This is a genomic window from Rugamonas rubra (assembly GCF_900114705.1).
Lineage (GTDB): Bacteria > Pseudomonadota > Gammaproteobacteria > Burkholderiales > Burkholderiaceae_D > Rugamonas > Rugamonas rubra.
Genome location: NZ_FOTW01000017.1, coordinates 80,795 through 96,942, shown reverse-complemented (window position 1 = coordinate 96,942; position 16,148 = coordinate 80,795). Strand labels below are relative to the sequence as shown.

The 16,148-nt window shown below is 66.8% G+C and carries 16 protein-coding genes; 8 read left to right on the top strand and 8 right to left on the bottom strand.

Annotated features, from left to right (window positions below; translation table 11 throughout):
• The 4 genes from BM252_RS31725 to BM252_RS18155 all read right to left on the bottom strand — a co-directional run bounded on the left by BM252_RS31725 (window position 1) and on the right by BM252_RS18155 (window position 6,398).
• Window positions 1-2,562 carry a hybrid sensor histidine kinase/response regulator gene (locus BM252_RS31725; RefSeq protein ID WP_093389083.1) on the bottom strand — a complete coding sequence of 854 codons (2,562 nt, stop codon included), beginning with the start codon at window positions 2,560-2,562 and terminating at the stop codon, window positions 1-3.
• A 320-nt stretch (window positions 2,563-2,882) separates the two neighbouring features.
• The gene (locus BM252_RS18165; RefSeq protein WP_093389082.1) at window positions 2,883-5,234 is read right to left on the bottom strand and encodes a catecholate siderophore receptor Fiu; all 2,352 of its coding nucleotides are present in this window, start codon (window positions 5,232-5,234) and stop codon (window positions 2,883-2,885) included.
• 248 nt (window positions 5,235-5,482) lie between these two features.
• Window positions 5,483-6,172, bottom strand: coding sequence for an energy transducer TonB (locus BM252_RS18160; protein WP_093389081.1), 690 nt, complete (start codon window positions 6,170-6,172; stop codon window positions 5,483-5,485).
• Between the two features lie 19 nt (window positions 6,173-6,191).
• Window positions 6,192-6,398, bottom strand: coding sequence for a (2Fe-2S)-binding protein (locus tag BM252_RS18155; protein ID WP_093389080.1), 207 nt, complete (start codon window positions 6,396-6,398; stop codon window positions 6,192-6,194).
• 329 nt (window positions 6,399-6,727) lie between these two features.
• On the opposite strand from BM252_RS18155, the gene BM252_RS18150 reads away from it, so the two are divergent.
• From BM252_RS18150 to BM252_RS18125, 6 genes are all read left to right on the top strand, one after another.
• Complete coding sequence (locus BM252_RS18150; protein ID WP_093389079.1) at window positions 6,728-6,991, top strand: FeoA family protein; 264 nt, start codon at window positions 6,728-6,730, stop codon at window positions 6,989-6,991.
• 2 nt (window positions 6,992-6,993) lie between these two features.
• Entirely contained in the window at window positions 6,994-8,886 is a 1,893-nt protein-coding gene (gene feoB / locus BM252_RS18145) for a ferrous iron transporter B (protein WP_093389078.1), read from the top strand.
• A 1-nt stretch (window position 8,887) separates the two neighbouring features.
• On the top strand, window positions 8,888-9,187 hold the full coding sequence (locus BM252_RS18140; protein WP_093389077.1) for a DUF6587 family protein: 300 nt from the start codon (window positions 8,888-8,890) through the stop codon (window positions 9,185-9,187).
• 114 nt (window positions 9,188-9,301) lie between these two features.
• The gene (locus BM252_RS18135) at window positions 9,302-9,556 is read left to right on the top strand and encodes a CopG family ribbon-helix-helix protein (protein ID WP_093389076.1); all 255 of its coding nucleotides are present in this window, start codon (window positions 9,302-9,304) and stop codon (window positions 9,554-9,556) included.
• Window positions 9,557-9,688: 132 nt separating this feature from the next.
• Window positions 9,689-9,994: an AbrB/MazE/SpoVT family DNA-binding domain-containing protein gene (locus tag BM252_RS18130; protein ID WP_139236593.1), complete on the top strand. Its 306-nt coding sequence runs from the start codon at window positions 9,689-9,691 to the stop codon at window positions 9,992-9,994.
• Window positions 9,994-10,365 (top strand): type II toxin-antitoxin system VapC family toxin, encoded by a 372-nt coding sequence (locus BM252_RS18125; RefSeq protein WP_093389074.1) that lies wholly within the window; start codon window positions 9,994-9,996, stop codon window positions 10,363-10,365. The genes BM252_RS18130 and BM252_RS18125 overlap by 1 nt, the downstream gene beginning before the upstream one ends.
• Before the next feature lie 3 nt (window positions 10,366-10,368).
• Here the strand turns inward: BM252_RS18125 and BM252_RS18120 are convergent, their stop codons facing one another.
• Window positions 10,369-10,920 carry a PEPxxWA-CTERM sorting domain-containing protein gene (locus BM252_RS18120; protein WP_093389073.1) on the bottom strand — a complete coding sequence of 184 codons (552 nt, stop codon included), beginning with the start codon at window positions 10,918-10,920 and terminating at the stop codon, window positions 10,369-10,371.
• A 147-nt stretch (window positions 10,921-11,067) separates the two neighbouring features.
• Window positions 11,068-12,678: an FMN-binding glutamate synthase family protein gene (locus tag BM252_RS18115; protein WP_093389072.1), complete on the bottom strand. Its 1,611-nt coding sequence runs from the start codon at window positions 12,676-12,678 to the stop codon at window positions 11,068-11,070.
• A gap of 215 nt (window positions 12,679-12,893) precedes the next feature.
• On the opposite strand from BM252_RS18115, the gene BM252_RS18110 reads away from it, so the two are divergent.
• Together BM252_RS18110 and BM252_RS18105 are read left to right on the top strand one after the other, a co-directional pair.
• Window positions 12,894-13,667 (top strand): 5'-3' exonuclease, encoded by a 774-nt coding sequence (locus tag BM252_RS18110; protein ID WP_093389071.1) that lies wholly within the window; start codon window positions 12,894-12,896, stop codon window positions 13,665-13,667.
• 69 nt (window positions 13,668-13,736) lie between these two features.
• Window positions 13,737-14,168, top strand: a complete 432-nt coding sequence (locus BM252_RS18105) for a response regulator (protein WP_093389070.1) — start codon at window positions 13,737-13,739, stop codon at window positions 14,166-14,168.
• Window positions 14,169-14,177: 9 nt separating this feature from the next.
• Here the strand turns inward: BM252_RS18105 and mnmA are convergent, their stop codons facing one another.
• Window positions 14,178-15,281: a tRNA 2-thiouridine(34) synthase MnmA gene (gene mnmA / locus BM252_RS18100; protein WP_093389069.1), complete on the bottom strand. Its 1,104-nt coding sequence runs from the start codon at window positions 15,279-15,281 to the stop codon at window positions 14,178-14,180.
• A 17-nt stretch (window positions 15,282-15,298) separates the two neighbouring features.
• Window positions 15,299-15,787, bottom strand: a complete 489-nt coding sequence (locus BM252_RS18095; RefSeq protein ID WP_093389068.1) for an NUDIX hydrolase — start codon at window positions 15,785-15,787, stop codon at window positions 15,299-15,301.
• Window positions 15,788-16,148: the final 361 nt, after the last annotated feature.

The following is a 16,148-nucleotide window of genomic DNA, read 5'->3' as shown; positions in this document are numbered from 1 at the left end:
TCAGTGCGGCGCCAGGGCGCGGCGCACCTCGGCCAGGAAGCGGCCCTGGTTGAAGCCGGCCTTCTCGACGACGCGGACGGGCCGCGCGCGCGCGTCGTCGAGCGCGCCGCGCTCCCGTTCGCCGATCTGCTTGGCCGTCACCACCAGCAGCGGGATGGCGGCCGTCAACGGGTCGCCGCGCAGCGCGGCGACGACGTCGAGGCCGTCCATGCCGGGCATCATCAGGTCGAGCAGGATCAGGTCCGGCCGCAGGCGCTGCGCCAGGCTCAGCGCCTCGACCCCGCTGTAGGCCCTAGCCACGCTGTAGGCCGGCGGGCGGAGGAAGCCGGCGATCACCTCGACCGCCTTGGGGTCGTCGTCGACCACCAGCACCGTGCGGCTGTGCTCGGGCGCCGGCGCCAGCGCCAGCGCGGCCAGCGCGGCCTTGAGCTGGCCACGGCTGATGGGTTTTTGCAGCGCGGCGGCGGCGCCGCCGGCCAGCGCCAGCTCGGCGTCGGCGCCGCCGGAGACCACCACCACCGGCACCCGGCACAGGGCGGCGTCGTCGCGTATGCGCTGGAGGAACTCCCAGCCGTCGATGCCGGGCAGCTGGATGTCCAGCGCGATCAGGCTGAGCGGCTGGCGCGGCGCCATGCGCAGCGCCTCCTCGGCGCTGGCGGCGCGCAGCACGCTGAAGCCCTCGGCCTCGAGCAGCAGGCGGGCCAGCTCGGCGGCCTGGTCGTTGTCCTCGACCACCAGGGCGGTGCGCTCGCCCGGCGCGGCCGCGCCGGCGCCCTCGGCCTCGGCCCCGCCGCCGCCGCCGCCGCCGCCCTCAGCCGCGCGGCCCGTGGCGGCCGGCGCGGAGTCGGCGTCCGGTGTCGCCAGCGCGGCGCGCAGCGGCAACCAGACGGCGAAGCGGGCGCCCCGCTCGACCGCGCTGGCCACCGCCACCGTGCCGCCGTGCAGCTCGGCGAGCTGCTTGACCATCGCCAGGCCCAGCCCGGTGCCCTCGAACTTGCGCGCCAGGCTGCTGTCGATCTGGCTGAAGGCCTGGAACAGCTTGGCCATGTCGCCCGGCGAGATGCCGATGCCGCTGTCGGCCACGCTGATCTCGAGGAAGTGCTGGTGCTCGTTGTCGGCCAGCGCGAAGCGGTGCACCGGCCAGTCGCCGGCCAGCGTGCCGACCACCGCGCGCGGCACGCGGCGCGCCGCCAGCGTGACGGCCTTGCCGTCGGCGCCGAACTTGACGGCGTTGCTGAGCAGGTTGTAGACGATCTGTTTGGTCTTGCGCAGGTCCAGCAGCGGCGCGCCCAGCGCCTCGGGCGCGGCCAGTTCGAGCACCACCTGCGCCGCCGCCGCCTTCTCGCGCACCATGGTCAGGCTGCCGGCCAGCAGGGCGTTGAGGTCGACCGGCTCGAGCTCGAGCGCCATCATGCCGGCCTCGACCTTGGAGAGGTCGAGGATGTCGCTGATCAGCGCCAACAGGTGGTGGCCGCTGCTGAAGATGTCGTCGATGTACTCGTGCTGCAGCTCGCTGGTGGGCCCCATCAGGCCGTCCTTGAGCGCCTCGGAAAAGCCGATGATGGCGTTGAGCGGGGTGCGCAGCTCGTGCGACATGGTGGCGAGGAACTCCGACTTCATCCGGCTGGCCCGTTGCAGCTCGACGTTCTTGTCCTCCAGCGCGCGCTCGAAGCGCTTGCGCTCGGTGACGTCGCGCGCGGCGGCGAACACGCCCTGCAGCTGGCGGTCGCGGTCGTGGAAGGTGGCGGCGTTGTAGGACACCACCGTCTCCTCGCCGTTGATGGCGCGCACCGTCAGCTCGTAGTCGCTGACCTTGTGCTCGGTGAGCACGCGGCGGATGGCGGCGTCGGCGCGCGCCGGGTCGGTGAAGAACTTCTTGCAGGGCGCGCCGATCAACTCGTCGCGGGTGCGCCCGGTCAGCGCCACCATCTGCTGGTTGACGTCGGAGATGATGCCCTGCGGGTCGGTCATCATCAAGGCGTCGATGTTCGACTCGATCAGCGAGCGGGTGTAGAACTGCTGGTCGCGCAGGCGCTGGTCGAGCAGGGCCTGGGCCGCCTCGACCTGCTTGCGCGCGGTGTTGTCGGTGCCGATCAGCAGGTAGCCGATGATGGCCTCGCCGGCGTCGCGCAGCGCCGTCACCGACACCACCGCCGGGAAGCGGCTGCCGTCCTTGCGCACGTAGGTCAGCTCGTAGATGTCCTCGATGCCGCGCGAGGCCTTGAACACCAGCGCCTCGAAGCCGGGGGTGATGGGGGTGTCGAGCTCCAGGCTGAGCGTGGCGGCGCGGGCGATCAGCTCGGCGGGGTCGGAGATGTCGGCCGGGGTGATGCGGTTGAGCACGTCGAGGGCGGCGTAGCCGAGCATGCGCTCGGCGCCGACGTTGAAGATCTGGATCACCCCCTTCTCGTCGGTGGCGATGCTGGAGAAGTAGGCGCTGTTGAAGATGGCGTCCTGCAGGGCGCCGGTCTTGAGCAGGGTTTCCTGGCGCAGCAGTTCGAGGTTGCCCTCGAGGCCGCTGGGGCGTTCGCTGGCGTTGCCGCCAAGGCTGGTCCGGTGCATGGTGTGGCCCGCGTGAAGAGTGGCGTTTCAGTCGGGGGCGCAGACAAGGGGGTGTAGTGCCACAACTGCAGAGCAGGCTCGCAGATTGGCGCCGATCAGCGCTGAGAAAACCAACAGGCCGGTGGCAAGGAGGAGGGGAGGAACTCGATTAAGAATAGCAGAGGGCGGCTGGCGTGTGTCAATTAATGCGGCAAGGCGGCGAAATATCCGGGGCGCGCGGCGAAGTGTTGCTTTCGGGCAGTTTCCGCCCGGCGCGCGAAAAAAAACCCCGCCGGCAAGGGGCGGGGTTGCGGTGGCGGCGCCGGCCGGCGCGCCGGCGATCAGAAGTGGAAGTTGGCGCTGACACTGACCGAGCGCGGCGCGCCCGGGGTGTAGCGGTAGCCGCTCTTGTTGATCGAGGCGACGTACTGCTTGTCGGCCAGGTTGTAGACGTTCAGCTGCAGGTCGACGTTCTTGCTGACCGGGTAGGTGGCCATGGCGTCGTAGACCCAGTAGGAGTCGGTCGAGACCGGGGTGCCGATGGCGCCGTCGGTGCCGCGCAGCAGCTGGTCGACGAAGCGCGCGCCGCCGCCCAGCTTCAGGCCCATCGGCAGGGTGTACGAGGTCCAGGCGGTGAAGGCCTGCTTGGGCGTGTAGACCAGGCTGTTGCTGAGGTTGGCCGAGACCATCTTGCCCGACTCGACCGTGGCGTTCATGCGGGTGTAGCCGGCGCTGACCAGCCAGTTGCGCATCAGCTCGCCGGTGACGCCGATCTCGATGCCCTGCACCTGCTTCTTGCCGGTCTGGTAGTACTTCAGCAGGTCGGTCTGGTCCTGTTCGACCTCGTTCTTGACCACGGTCTGGTACAGCGCCGCCGTCAGGGCCAGCTTCTGTTTCAGGAAGTCCCACTTGGTGCCGATCTCCTTGGTGGTGGTGACCTGCGGCTCGTAGTTGGCGTTGGACGCGCTGCTGGCCGAGGCGCTCAGCGCGAAGGTGCTGCCGCCCGGCGGCGCCTTGGAGGTGGCGTACATGGCGTAGACGCTGCTGTCCGGGGTCGGCTTGTACAGCGCGGCGATCTTGCCGTTGACCAGGGTGTCGGCGGCGCTCAGGCGGGTCGGCACCGGCGTGCCGACCGGCAGCAGTTTGTTGGTGGCGGTGCTCAGCACGATGTCGCTGTAGCCGATGTCGAAGCGGTCCAGACGCACGCCGCCGTTGATCATCCACTTCTCGCCGATCTTGACGGTGTCGAACAGGTAGGCGCTCTGGGTGTTGACGGTGGTGTCGATGAACGTGCCGTCGCGCGCCAAGTTCAGGTCCTGCGGCTGCGCGTTGGGGTTCGGCGCGTACAGCGGAGTCAGTTCCTTGAAGATGCCGGTGCCCTTGTAGCCGTAGCTGGTCTGCTTCTCGCTGGTCAGCTCCAGGCCGGCCACCATGGTGTGCTTGAAGGCGCCGGTGTCGAACTCGGCGGTGACGTTGGTCTGGTTGGTCAGGATGGTGTTTTCACGGTCGCGCACGGTGCGGATGGTGCGGTCCAGCTTCCAGGTGCTCGGATCGGTGGCGACGGCGCCGACGTCGACGAGTTTCTTGTCGACCATGCGCGATTCGGTCCACAGGTTCTCGGTGCGGCCCATGAAGCCGGTGAGCAGGTAGTTCTGCTGGGTCTTGCCGTAGCGCGTGGTGTTTTGCAGTTTCAGCGTCGGCGAGAAGTCGTGCTCGACGCGCAGGGTGACCATGTCGGCCTTGACCTTGTCGAAGTCCGAGGTGGCGCCGTAGAAGTTCTTCGGGTCGACCTTGGGCGCGTTGGCGATGTAGGGGCGGGCCTTGTCCGGGCTGCTGTAGCCGGGCAGGCCGATGGTCGGCACGCCGCCGTCGGGCACGTTGTCCTGCTTGACGTGGAGGAAGTCGAGGAAGACGCGGGTCTTGCCGTTCAGGCCGAAGGCGACGGTGGGCGCGATGGCCCAGCGCTTGTTCTTGACCTCGCGGCGGCCCGGGTTCTCGCTGTCCTGGTCGAGCACGTTCAGGCGCACGGCGGTGCCGGTGTCGGCGTTGATGACGTGGTTCCAGTCGGCGGCGACGCGCTTCTGCTTGGCGCTGCCGACGGTGACGATGGCGCCGAAGGAATTTTCCAGCGTCGGTTGCTTGGTGCTCAGGTTGACCGAGCCGGTCGGCGCGCTGCGCCCGCTGTCGGTGCCGGCCGGGCCCTTGAGCACGTCGATCTGTTCGATGTTGAAGACGTCGCGCGAGATCGAGCCGACGTCGCGCACGCCGTCGACATAGATGCTGCCGGAGGTGTCGAAGCCGCGCATGTAGATGGCGTCGCCGGTGTTGGTGCTGCCGTTCTCGCCGAGGAAGAAGGTGCCCACGCCGGGGGTGTTGCGCAGCGCCTCGGTCAGCGTGACGGCGCCCTGTTGCTCGATCAGCTCGCGCTTGATGACGGTGATGGTTTGCGGCGTGTTGACCAGCGCCTCGGTGTACTTGGGCGAGCTGGCCTTGTCGGCCTTGAAATCGTTCTCTTTGGCGCCGAGCACTTTGACTTCCTGCAGGGTCTGGCCGGTCTGCGCGGTGGCGGCGGCCGGGGCCGGGGCGGCCTCGGCGGCGTGGGCGGCGACCGGCAGCAGCATCGCCGCCAGGGCGGTGCCGACATGTTGGGTCATGCTCAGGGGGGCGTGCTTACGGCTCTTGATGAATGCCATGTCTTCTCTCGTCGATGGGTGGTGTGCTGGCTGGCGGCGGCGGCTGTTGCCACTGCCGCGCTGGCTGGGTAAAAATTTGATGTAGATTAAATATTGTGTGAGATTGTAACGAAGTGCGGTTTGAAAGTAAATGAGAATTGTTGCTATTCGCATTCCGGTGGGCGCAATGCAACGGCGCCGGCCGGCGCCGGGCGGCGCGGCCGGCGCCGCGGGCCGAACGGGGGGAGGGGGGGGCTGGCCGGGGCGGCTCAGCTCATCTGGAAGTTGATCGGCACCAGCACGTAGACCGAGACCGGCTTGCCGTCCTCGAGGTAGGGCTTGTACAGGGCGCGCAGGGCGGCCTGGCGGCCGGCTTCGTCGAGGTTGCTCGAGCCGGACGACTTGTGCACCGAGACCTGCTCGGGCAGGCCCTTCTCGCCGATCAGCACGCGCAGCATCACCACGCCGGTTTCGCCCAGGCGGCGCGAGATGTTGGGGTAGACCGGCTGCGGCGCGCGCAGGTATTCGACGCCGGTGACGGTCTTCGGCGCGCTGGGCGCGGCGGACGGGGTGACGGCGGCGGTGCTGCTGGTGGCGACGCGGGCCTCGATGGCGCGCGCCGGCGCGGCCGGCGGCAGGGTGATGGTGGGCTCGATCTGCGGCGTACTCAGCAGCGGCAGCGGCGGCACGAAGGTCGGCGCCTGCGCCAGCGCGACGGTCTTCGGCGGGCTGCTCGGCTTGGGCGGCGGCGGCGGCGGTTCGGCGGCGACGAAGGTCACGTTGACCACCTGCGGCAGGGCGCGCACCATCTGGTGCAGCGTGCCCGTTTGCAGCAGGTAGAACAACACGCCGTGCAGGACGACAATGCCGGCCAGCGGGGCCAGCTTGGCGCAACGCTGCTTCAGGCCGGGCTGGCCCAGGTCGGCGCCGTAGGCCGACGACATCGTCATGCTGCTCATATGAATGCTTTCAGTGTTCTCAGGTGGTCAGCACGGGACGCGCCAACACGGTTTCCTGGATGCGCTCCAGATGGTCGCCCAGCACCTCCTTGGCGCAGCTGTGGCACTTGCCGCAGCAGGTGGCCACGCCGAGGTCGCGGCGCAGCTCGGCCATGGAGTTCAGGCCCAGGTCGATGGCCTGGCGGATCTCGCGGTCGGATATGTTGTTGCAGACACATACAATCATCGGTGTACCTATAAGTCGGGAAAGGCAACGTCAATCAAAGGGCGGTCGGCACAGGCACGGGGCGACGGGGGCGGGGTCGGCGGCTGTGGGCAAGACAATGTTGGCTTCTACCTAATGCGAATCATTATCATTACCTGATGCATTCTGCCGCAACTTTCAGCAGTTTGCAAGCGCAAATAGAAACTATTCGCATTACCGTTTATAATGCTAGTATTGGTCTTTCCGGCCGGAACGTTATATTGGCGTGGGCCGGGGCCGCATTTCTGCTGTGCTGTATTGTTGGATTGCCGTCGTAACGTCGTTGTTATACATAACCGGACACTTTGCTCATGACACTCGCCCCCACCCTGATCACACTAGACGCCCTGAAGGTGGGCAGCAGCGGCACCGTGGTGCATGTCGCGCCGGGCGACGCGGGCGACGGCGCCGACCTGGCACGCCGGCTGATGGAGCTGGGTTTCGTGCCGGGTGAGAAGATCCGCATGCTCAAGCGCGGCGTGCCGGGCGGCGAGCCGCTGGCCATCAAGGTCGGCAACTCGACCTTCGCGCTGCGCCGCTTCGAGGCGGCGCTGGTCTCGATACAGGCGGAGTGAGCATGGGCGCTTTGGATCACAGCGCGCCGGTGGTGGCGCAATTGCCGATGGTCGCCCTGCTGGGCAACCCCAACTGCGGCAAGACCGCGCTGTTCAACCGCCTGACCGGGGCGCGGCAGAAGGTGGCCAACTACGCCGGCGTGACCATCGAACGCAAGGAAGGCCTGTTCACCTCGCCGGACGGGCGGCCCTTCCGCGTGCTCGACCTGCCCGGCGCCTACAGCCTGTCGGCGCACACGCCGGACGAGGCCATCACGCGCGACGTGGTGGCCGGCCTGCGCGAGGGCGAGCAGTCGCCCGACGTGGTGGTGTGCGTGGTCGACGCCACCAACCTGCGCCTGAACCTGCGCCTGGTGCTGGAGATCCAGCGGCTCGGCCTGCCGATGGTGCTGGCGCTGAACATGGTCGACGTGGCCAAGAAGCGCGGCATCGAGATCGACGCCGACAAGCTGGCCGTCGAGCTGGGCATGACGGTGGTCGAGACGGTGGCGGTGCAGAACGGCGGCGAGAAGTCGCTGCTGCGCGCGCTCGACGCCATGTGGCCGCTGCACCAGGTCAAGGTGCAACCGCTGGCGGCGATCGACGCGGTGCCGGTCGAGCAGACCCAGCGCGAGGTGCGGCGCATCCTGGCCGCCGTCAGCAACGACTTCCACGACACCGGCAACCTGAGCGAGAAGATCGACGACGTGGTGCTGCATCCCGTGCTCGGCCCGGTCATTCTGGCGCTGCTGATGTTCCTGGTGTTCCAGGCCGTGTTCAGCTGGGCCAACACGCCGATGGACCTGATCAAGGACGGCGTTGGCGGGCTCGGCCAGCTGCTCGCCACCCACATGCAGGAGGGCCTGCTGCGCAGCCTGCTGGTCGAGGGCATCCTCGGCGGCGCCGGCAGCGTGCTGGTGTTCCTGCCGCAGATTTTGATCCTGTTCTTCTTCATCCTGATTTTGGAGGACTGCGGCTACCTGCCGCGCGCCGCCTTCCTGCTCGACCGCCTGATGGGCGGGGTCGGCCTGTCGGGTCGCGCCTTCATCCCGCTGCTGTCGAGCTTCGCCTGCGCCATTCCCGGCATCATGGCCGCGCGCACCATCCAGAACCCGCGCGACCGCCTGGTGACGATCATGATCGCGCCCTTGATGACCTGCTCGGCGCGGCTGCCGGTGTACGCCCTGATCATCGCCGCCTTCATCCCCGAGCGCGAGGTGGCCGGCTTCATGAGCCTGCAGGGCCTGGTGCTGTTCGCGCTGTACTTCGCCGGCATCGCCTCGGCGATGGCGGTGGCCTGGGTGATGAAGCGCGGCATGGGCTCGCAACACCAGCACCCGCTGATGCTCGAGCTGCCCAGCTACCACTGGCCGCACCTGCGCAACCTGGGCATGGGCCTGTGGGAACGCGCCAAGATCTTCGTCTCGCGGGTCGGCACCATCATTTTGACGCTGATGATTTTGCTGTGGTTCCTCAGCAGCTTCCCCGGCGCGCCCGAGGGCGCCACCCATCCGCCGATCTACTACAGCCTGGCCGGCCTGCTGGGCCGCGGCCTGGAGTTCATCTTCGCGCCGATCGGCTTCAACTGGCAGATCTGCATCGCCCTGGTGCCCGGCCTGGCCGCGCGCGAAGTGGCGGTCGGCGCGCTGGGCACGGTGTACGCGCTGTCGCAGACCGGCGACGAGTTGGCGCAGTCGCTGGCGCCCATCATCGCCGGCTCGTGGACGCTGCCGACCGCCTTGTCGCTGCTGGCCTGGTATGTGTTCGCGCCGCAGTGCATGTCGACGCTCAGCGTGGTCAAGCGCGAGACGTCCAGCTGGCGCTATCCGCTGCTGATGGCCGGCTACATGTTCGCGCTGGCCTACACGGCCTCGTTCCTGACCTACCGCATCGCCCTTGCCCTGAGCGGAGCCTGATATGTGGCAGCAACTGATCGTCTTCCTCATCGTCGGCGGTGCCGCGCTACACTTCTGCACCAAGTACCTGCCGCTGGCCTGGCGCCAGCAGATCGTCCACTTCCTGGCGCGGCGCGGCTTCGACCAGGCCAAGATGGCCAAGCTGTTCAAGACCGGCCCGAGCTGCGGCTCCGGTTGCGGCAGTTGCGGCAGTTGCGACACACCGGCCAAGCCGGCCGCGTCCGACTCCGCCAGCTCCTCCTCGTCCTCTTCCTCCTCGAATTCGAGCAAGCGCGTCATCATGCTGCACGTGCAGCGCTGAGCCGCTGCGCCCTCCTGCGGCGGCGCAAGCGCGCTGCCCATAGGGCGGGTATATACTTGCCGAAGCTTGTCCCCGATGTGACCGCTGCGGGACTTCCACCCTTCGCTCGCTCCCATGGACATCAAGAAACCCAACGCCGGGAAACCGATGACGGTCCGCCTGCCGGCCGACCTCGCGGGCGCGCTCGACAAACTCGCCAAGCTGACCGGCCGGAGCAAGAGCAATATCGCCGTGGCCGCGTTGCAGAGCTATGTCGAGTCCGAGGCCGGCCAAATCCGCGACATCGAAGAGGGCATCGCCGAGGCGGACCGGGGCGAGTTCGCCAGCGTGGAAGAGGTCAACGCCTTCTTTGCGCGGTATGGCGATTAGGTGGACGGCAACGGCACTGGCCAAGCCAGCGGCCATCGTTGAGCACGGTCGACGCTGCGGCATCGCAAGCCGGCCGTCTGCAAGGCAGGTATATACTTTCCGAAGGACGTCTTGATTCTTTCTGGGGGCGATATGATTTTCACATCGACACTCACGGCCGACATGAGCTTGCCCATTCCGGCGGAAGTGGCGCGGCGCTTGGGTTGGCAGGCTGGACAGCTGTTTGTTTTCGTCGTGCACGGGATCAATGTGCAGATCGAGCCCACCACCCTGGAGCTACTCGCTGCGCTGCAGGAGGATGAGGCCGAGCTTAATGGAATGTTTGGCGAGCTGGACGAGGAAGACGAAGCGAAGGCGGATTTGGCCATCGAGGATCTGCGCGGCGCCATGCGTGGCGCCGACCCGACCGGTTACCGTGATCGCGATGATCGCTACTAATGTTGGCGATCGATACATCCGCCTGGATCGAGTGCTTGCTTGACAGCCCGCTTGGCGGACAAATGGCGCCGCTGTTCGCCACTTGGCCCAATTGTGTGGTGCCGACCATCGTTCAGTTGGAGTTGGCCAAGTGGGGCATGCATAACCACGGCGTGGCACGGATTAGAAATGTGCTTCGCTATACCCGTCGCTGCGACGTCGTGCCACTCACGACAAAGATCGCATTTCAGGCCGCCCGCATGCATCGCCAATATGGCTTGGCGACCGCCGACGCGATCATCTATGCCACCGCCAGGCTGCACAAGGCGTCGCTGCTGACCTGTGACGCGCATTTTGCGCATTTGCCGGCGGTGATCTTCTTTCGCAAGTAAGTATTAGACCGCGCCGGCTTTCCGCTTCTGCCGCCGCGCCGCCGCGCCCAGCGCGCCCAGGCCGAGCGCCAGCATGGCCCACGACGACGGTTCCGGCACGGCGCTGACGTCGAAGCTGCCGGTGAAGTAGGAGTCCGCCGTGCCCTTGACGCCGGCCAGGCCGATCTCGACGTAATCCTTGCCGACGTTCAGCGTGTAGCCGCTCAGATTGCTGTCCACCGTCAGCGACGACAGGTGGCCGCCGGCGGGCGAAAAGTCCAGGCCGCTCAGGCGGAACACGATGCCTACCCCCCACTGGCTGGGATGGAGGAAGTCGATGAGGAATTTGTCGCCTTCGACGTTCAGGCTGTAGGCCACGCTGTATTGTTGCAGATCGGCTGTGCCGGCCTGCACGACGAAGGGCGCTTCCAGGCCGAAGCCGCCGATGCGGCCTATGCCGCGGCCGGTGTCGACGGTGCGGTACATGCCGGCGTCGACGGTGTCGCCGACCAGGGTGGGGGCGGCTTGCGCGCCGGCGGCGAGCAGCAGGGAGGAGAGGAGTGCGACTAACTTCATCGGTGACCTTTTTTCGCGTGGTGGGTGGTTTGATCGTGCCAATAAATAAAGATAAATTGGCAACCGAAAAATAACCCGAAACGCCTCGCTTAGGTGGAAAAAGTGATAAGGACGCGGATCTTGTGCGGAAAAACGACGCCGGCCGCCTCAGCCCAGCTGGTGGAAGGATTCGGCCTGGGCCAGCGGCCAGTACAGGCCGAACACCGGCGGCAGGCGCGACAGCTGGCTCGGGTCGAGCAGCTCGCCCGGCTCCAGGTAGGGCAGCAGGGCCGAGGCCAGCTTGACCTGGTTGGGCGAGATGCGCCGCACGATGTGGTGCGGCTTGAGCTGGTTCGGATGGCTCAGGCCGGCGGCGGCGATCAGCTGGGCCAGCGCCTTCATGGTGTTCTGGTGGAAGTGGGCGACGCGCTGCGTCTTGTCCGGCACCACCAGGGCGCGCTGGCGCAGCTTGTCCTGGGTCGCCACGCCGGTCGGGCAGCGGTCGGTGTGGCAGTTCTGCGATTGGATGCAGCCGAGCGCGAACATGAAGCCGCGCGCCGAGTTGCACCAGTCGGCGCCCAGCGCGATGGTGCGGGCGATGTCGAAGGCGGTGATGATCTTGCCCGAGGCGCCGATCTTGATGCGCTCGCGCAGCTTGGCGCCGACCAGGGTGTTGTGCACCAGCAGCAGGGCCTCCTGCAGCGGCGTGCCGACGTGGTCGCTGAACTCGACCGGCGCGGCGCCGGTGCCGCCCTCGCCGCCGTCGACGACGATGAAGTCCGGCGTGATGCCGCTCGCCAGCATGGCCTTGACGATGGCGAAAAACTCCCACGGGTGGCCGATGCACAGCTTGAAGCCGGTCGGCTTGCCGCCCGACAGGGTGCGCAGCTTGTCGAGGAAGGCCAGCATCTCCAGCGGCGTGGCGAAGGCCGAGTGGCTGGCCGGCGAGACGCAGTCGCGCCCGGCCGTGACGCCGCGCGTGGTGGCGATCTCGATGCTCACCTTGGGGCCGGGCAAGATGCCGCCCTGGCCCGGCTTGGCGCCCTGCGACAACTTCAGCTCGATCATCTTGACCTGCGGCGTGGTGGCGTTGGCGACGAAGTTGGCCTCGGAGAAGCTGCCGTCCGGGTTGCGGCAGCCGAAGTAGCCGGAGCCGATCTCCCACACCAGGTCGCCGCCGTGCTCGCGGTGGTAGGGGCTGATGCTGCCTTCGCCGGTGTCGTGCATGAAGCCGCCGAGCTTGGCGCCGCCGTTCAGCGCCAAGATCGCGTTGGCCGACAGCGCGCCGAAGCTCATCGCCGAAATGTTGAACACGCTGGCCGAGTAGGGCTGGGCGCGCGGGCAGTCGGGATGGTTGCCGATCTCGATGCGGAAGTTCGGCTCGGCCACCACGGCCGGCTGGATCGAGTGGTTGATCCACTCGTAGCCGGCCTGGTAGACGTCGAGCTGGGTGCCGAAGGGGCGCTTGTCGGTCTCGACCTTGGCGCGCTGGTAGACGATGCTGCGCTGGTTGCGCGAGAACGGTGCGGCCACCGTGTCGTCCTCCAGGAAATACTGGCGGATCTCCGGCCGGATCGACTCGAAGAAGAAGCGGAAGTGGGCCAGGATGGGGTAGTTGCGGCGCAGCGCGCGCTTGCTTTGCATCATGTCGGCGACGCCGACGAGCACCAGCGCGCCCGACAACAGCGGCAGCCACGGGCCGTCGAGCAGGAACAGCGACAGCGGCAGGGTCAGCAGGCAGACCAGGAAGGCCAGGTAGCGCGGGGAAAACAAGGTCATGGATGCTCCGGTGGTGGCGGGGTGGTCGGGCGGCGCCGGCCCCGGGGCGCGCCGCGCGGCCGCCGGAACATTACCCGGCGGAACCGGATTCGAGTGTACTGCGCTTTCTTGCCGGATGCTACCGCTGGCGTCCGCCGCGCCGCCGCCCCGGCGCCGTCCGCCGCGCCGGGGCGGTGTTGTAAAATATGCGATTGAACACGCCCGGAACCAGCTACATGGGTAGATTACTCGCCATCGACGGCCTCAACATTGTGCGCCGCGTCTACGAAGCCAGTCCCGAACCGGACTCGGCCGAGAAGGCCGACACCGCCCTGCGCCACGCCCTGTCGTCCTTCCGCACCCTGATCACCGAGCACGCGCCCAGCCACGTGCTGCCGGCCTTCGACTTCGGCGGGACCACCTGGCGCCACGCCCTGTACGCGCGCTACCGCGAGGGCCGCGCGCCGATGCCGGCCGTGCTGCGCGAACGCCTGCCGGCCTTCTACGACAAGCTGGCCGGCTTCGGCCTGCACGTGGTGTCGGTGCCGGAGGTGGAGGCCGACGACGTGATCGGCACGGTGGTGCTGCGCTGGCTGGCCGAGGGGCGCGGCGAGGCCACCGTGGCCAGCACCGACAAGGACCTGCACGGCCTGATCGCCCAGGGCGCCATGGTGTGGGACCATTTCAAGAGCGAATGGCACGACGCCCCCTGGGTCGAGCGCAAATGGGGCGTGCCGCCCGAGCAGCTGCCCGACCTGCTGGCGCTGATGGGCGACGTCACCGACAGCATCCCCGGCGTGTCCAAGGTCGGCGTCAAGACGGCGGCAAGACTGTTGCGCACCTACGGCACTCTGGACGCGATCATGGCCGGCGCCGGCATTCTCAAGGATACCCTTGGAGAAACACTACGAAAAGAGCGGGAAATGCTGTATCTTTCAAGACAACTAGTGGAATTGAAGACGGACGTGCGGGTCGGCGTGAGCTGGAACATGCTGGCTTGGGAGAAGTAACAGCGGTGGGGGCGGCCCCGGACGCGCGTCGAACAACAACAGCTCAAATGTGATTAGAGGTTCTTTACGATGTTAAAAGCGGTCATTATCGATTCCAGCGCCGTGGCGCGCGGCCTGCTCAACACGGTCCTGCTGGACGGCGGCTACGACGTCGTCGGCCAGGGCCACACCTGCGCCAGCGGCATGGCGCTGATGGTCAAGTACCACCCGCAGATGATCTGCATGGCGCGCGAGCAGATGGAGAGCGATCCGCAGGTGCTGCGCGAGATCCGCAGCACCTGGCCGAAGAGCCTGATCTTCATGGTGTCGAGCGAGTTCGACGCCGCCACCGTGCAGGCGGCCCACGCGATGGGCGTCAACGGCTTCATCGTCAAGCCGTTCAAGGCCGACACCGTGCTCAACACCATCCGCAACACCGTCATCGCCATGGTCAAGCGGCAGCGCGCCGCGCTGGCCGCGCAGAACGACGGCGCGGCCGCCGCCGAGGGCGGCGAGGGCTGAGCCCCCGCCTCAGGCCGGGCCGGAGCCGGCGATGATGCCGCCGCCGAGGCAAACGTCGCCGTCGTACAGCACGGCCGACTGGCCCGGCGTGACCGCCCACTGCGGCTCGCTGAAGCTGAGCGCGAACTCGCTGTCGCCGGCGGGCGCGATGGCGCAGGCCACGTCGGCCTGGCGGTAACGCGTCTTGGCCGCCATGCCGCGCGCCTCGGGGGCGTGGCCGGCGATCCAGCTGGCCTGGTCGGCGCTCAGCGCGGCCGACAGCAGCCACGGGTGGTCGTGCCCCTGCACGATGTAGAGGATGTTGTTGACCACGTCCTTCTTCGCCACATACCAGGCGTCGCTGCTGCCGTCCGGGTTCTTGTAGGCCTTCATGCCACCGACGCCGATGCCCTTGCGTTGGCCCAGCGTGTAGAAGCTCAGGCCGACGTGCTCGCCGACCACCTTGCCGTCCGGCGTCATCATCGGCCCCGGTTTGTACGACAGGTAGCGGTTGAGGAACTCGCGGAACGGCCGCTCGCCGATGAAGCAGATGCCGGTCGAGTCCTTCTTGGCGGCGTTCGGCAGCGCCAGCTTCTCGGCGATCAGGCGCACCTCGGTCTTGGGGATCTCGCCCAGCGGGAACAGGGTCTTCGACAGCTGCGCCTGGTTTAAACGGTGCAGGAAGTAGCTCTGGTCCTTGGTGTGGTCGAGCGCCTTGAGCAGCTCGAACCGGGCGCCGTTCTGGCGCACGCGGGCGTAGTGGCCGGTGGCGATCAGGTCGGCGCCCAGGTGCATGGCATGGTCGAGGAAGGCCTTGAACTTGATCTCGGCGTTGCACAGCACGTCCGGGTTGGGCGTGCGGCCGGCCTGGTATTCGCGCAGGAAGTCGGCGAACACGCGGTCCTTGTATTCGGCGGCGAAGTTGACCGCCTCGATGTCGACGCCGATCACGTCGGCCACGCTGGCCGCGTCGATCCAGTCCTGCCGCGTCGAGCAGTACTCTGAGTCGTCGTCGTCCTCCCAGTTCTTCATGAACAGGCCGACCACCTCGTAGCCTTGCTCCTTCAGCATCCATGCCGCGACCGAGGAATCGACCCCGCCCGACATGCCGATCACGACTTTCTTCTTACTCATCTTGCTTCATTTCCAAATTAGGTAGATTCCACTTCCTTGAACACGGAAGCGTGGGTGTGCAGCAGCGCCAGCGGCGCGCGCAGACCGGACAGGTATTCGTCGACGCACTGCAGCACCAGCGGGCTGCGGTGGCGCTCGGGACAGGCGGCGATCTCGTCGCGCGTCATCCACAGGGTGCGGATGATGCCGTCGTCGAGCGGCTGGTCGTATTCGGCGCCGGGCACGCCGCAGAAGGTGAAGCGCAGGTAGGTGACCTCCTCGCCGGTGCGGCGCGAGGTGTAGCGCGACATGTACATGCCGACCAGCGCGGTGGGCGTGAAATCGTGCGCCGTCTCCTCCAGCGTCTCGCGGATCACCGCCTGCTCGAGCGACTCATGCGGGTCCAGGTGGCCGGCCGGCTGGTTGAGGCGGATGCCGTCGCTGGTCTCTTCTTCGACCAGCAAAAAGCGGCCATCCCGTTCGATGATGGCGGCAACAGTAACAGAGGGTTTCCAGATACGCGGCATGAGTCATCCTTGAAAGAGCCGACATTTTAGCCTGTTCCGCGCGCTTCGTTCTTTCATCGTGTTGTCATTAATTGGCTTTACCTTGAAATAGAACAAAGTTGATGCGGAAAAACTATGGTCGACTGTTGGCTTTTCCGCTTGTTCACGTCTTTTGTTGCGGATTCATTACAAATAGTAATAAATGTAGTGATAAATGGCGTATTTATTGATAAATAAATAGCAAGTATAGTAGGCCTCGCGGCAGCGGCACAGCCCCTTGCGGCACGGTATGGACTAGTGGGACGCCCCTAATTGTTGCTGGGGCAAAACTGTTGTGGTCAAGGCTTTCCGTGTTAGATTCTAGTCAGTTTATCAACCTTTG

Coding starts and splice junctions, on each gene's coding strand:
- BM252_RS18160 (WP_093389081.1), bottom strand. CDS start 6,172: ATGAGCAGCATGACGATGTCGTCGGCCTACGGCGCCGACCTGGGCCAG.
- BM252_RS18095 (WP_093389068.1), bottom strand. CDS start 15,787: ATGCCGCGTATCTGGAAACCCTCTGTTACTGTTGCCGCCATCATCGAA.
- BM252_RS18105 (WP_093389070.1), top strand. CDS start 13,737: ATGTTAAAAGCGGTCATTATCGATTCCAGCGCCGTGGCGCGCGGCCTG.
- BM252_RS31725 (WP_093389083.1), bottom strand. CDS start 2,562: ATGCACCGGACCAGCCTTGGCGGCAACGCCAGCGAACGCCCCAGCGGC.
- BM252_RS18155 (WP_093389080.1), bottom strand. CDS start 6,398: ATGATTGTATGTGTCTGCAACAACATATCCGACCGCGAGATCCGCCAG.
- BM252_RS18150 (WP_093389079.1), top strand. CDS start 6,728: ATGACACTCGCCCCCACCCTGATCACACTAGACGCCCTGAAGGTGGGC.
- BM252_RS18120 (WP_093389073.1), bottom strand. CDS start 10,920: ATGAAGTTAGTCGCACTCCTCTCCTCCCTGCTGCTCGCCGCCGGCGCG.
- BM252_RS18165 (WP_093389082.1), bottom strand. CDS start 5,234: ATGGCATTCATCAAGAGCCGTAAGCACGCCCCCCTGAGCATGACCCAA.
- BM252_RS18135 (WP_093389076.1), top strand. CDS start 9,302: ATGGACATCAAGAAACCCAACGCCGGGAAACCGATGACGGTCCGCCTG.
- feoB (WP_093389078.1), top strand. CDS start 6,994: ATGGGCGCTTTGGATCACAGCGCGCCGGTGGTGGCGCAATTGCCGATG.
- BM252_RS18125 (WP_093389074.1), top strand. CDS start 9,994: ATGTTGGCGATCGATACATCCGCCTGGATCGAGTGCTTGCTTGACAGC.
- BM252_RS18115 (WP_093389072.1), bottom strand. CDS start 12,678: ATGACCTTGTTTTCCCCGCGCTACCTGGCCTTCCTGGTCTGCCTGCTG.
- BM252_RS18130 (WP_139236593.1), top strand. CDS start 9,689: ATGATTTTCACATCGACACTCACGGCCGACATGAGCTTGCCCATTCCG.
- mnmA (WP_093389069.1), bottom strand. CDS start 15,281: ATGAGTAAGAAGAAAGTCGTGATCGGCATGTCGGGCGGGGTCGATTCC.
- BM252_RS18140 (WP_093389077.1), top strand. CDS start 8,888: ATGTGGCAGCAACTGATCGTCTTCCTCATCGTCGGCGGTGCCGCGCTA.
- BM252_RS18110 (WP_093389071.1), top strand. CDS start 12,894: ATGGGTAGATTACTCGCCATCGACGGCCTCAACATTGTGCGCCGCGTC.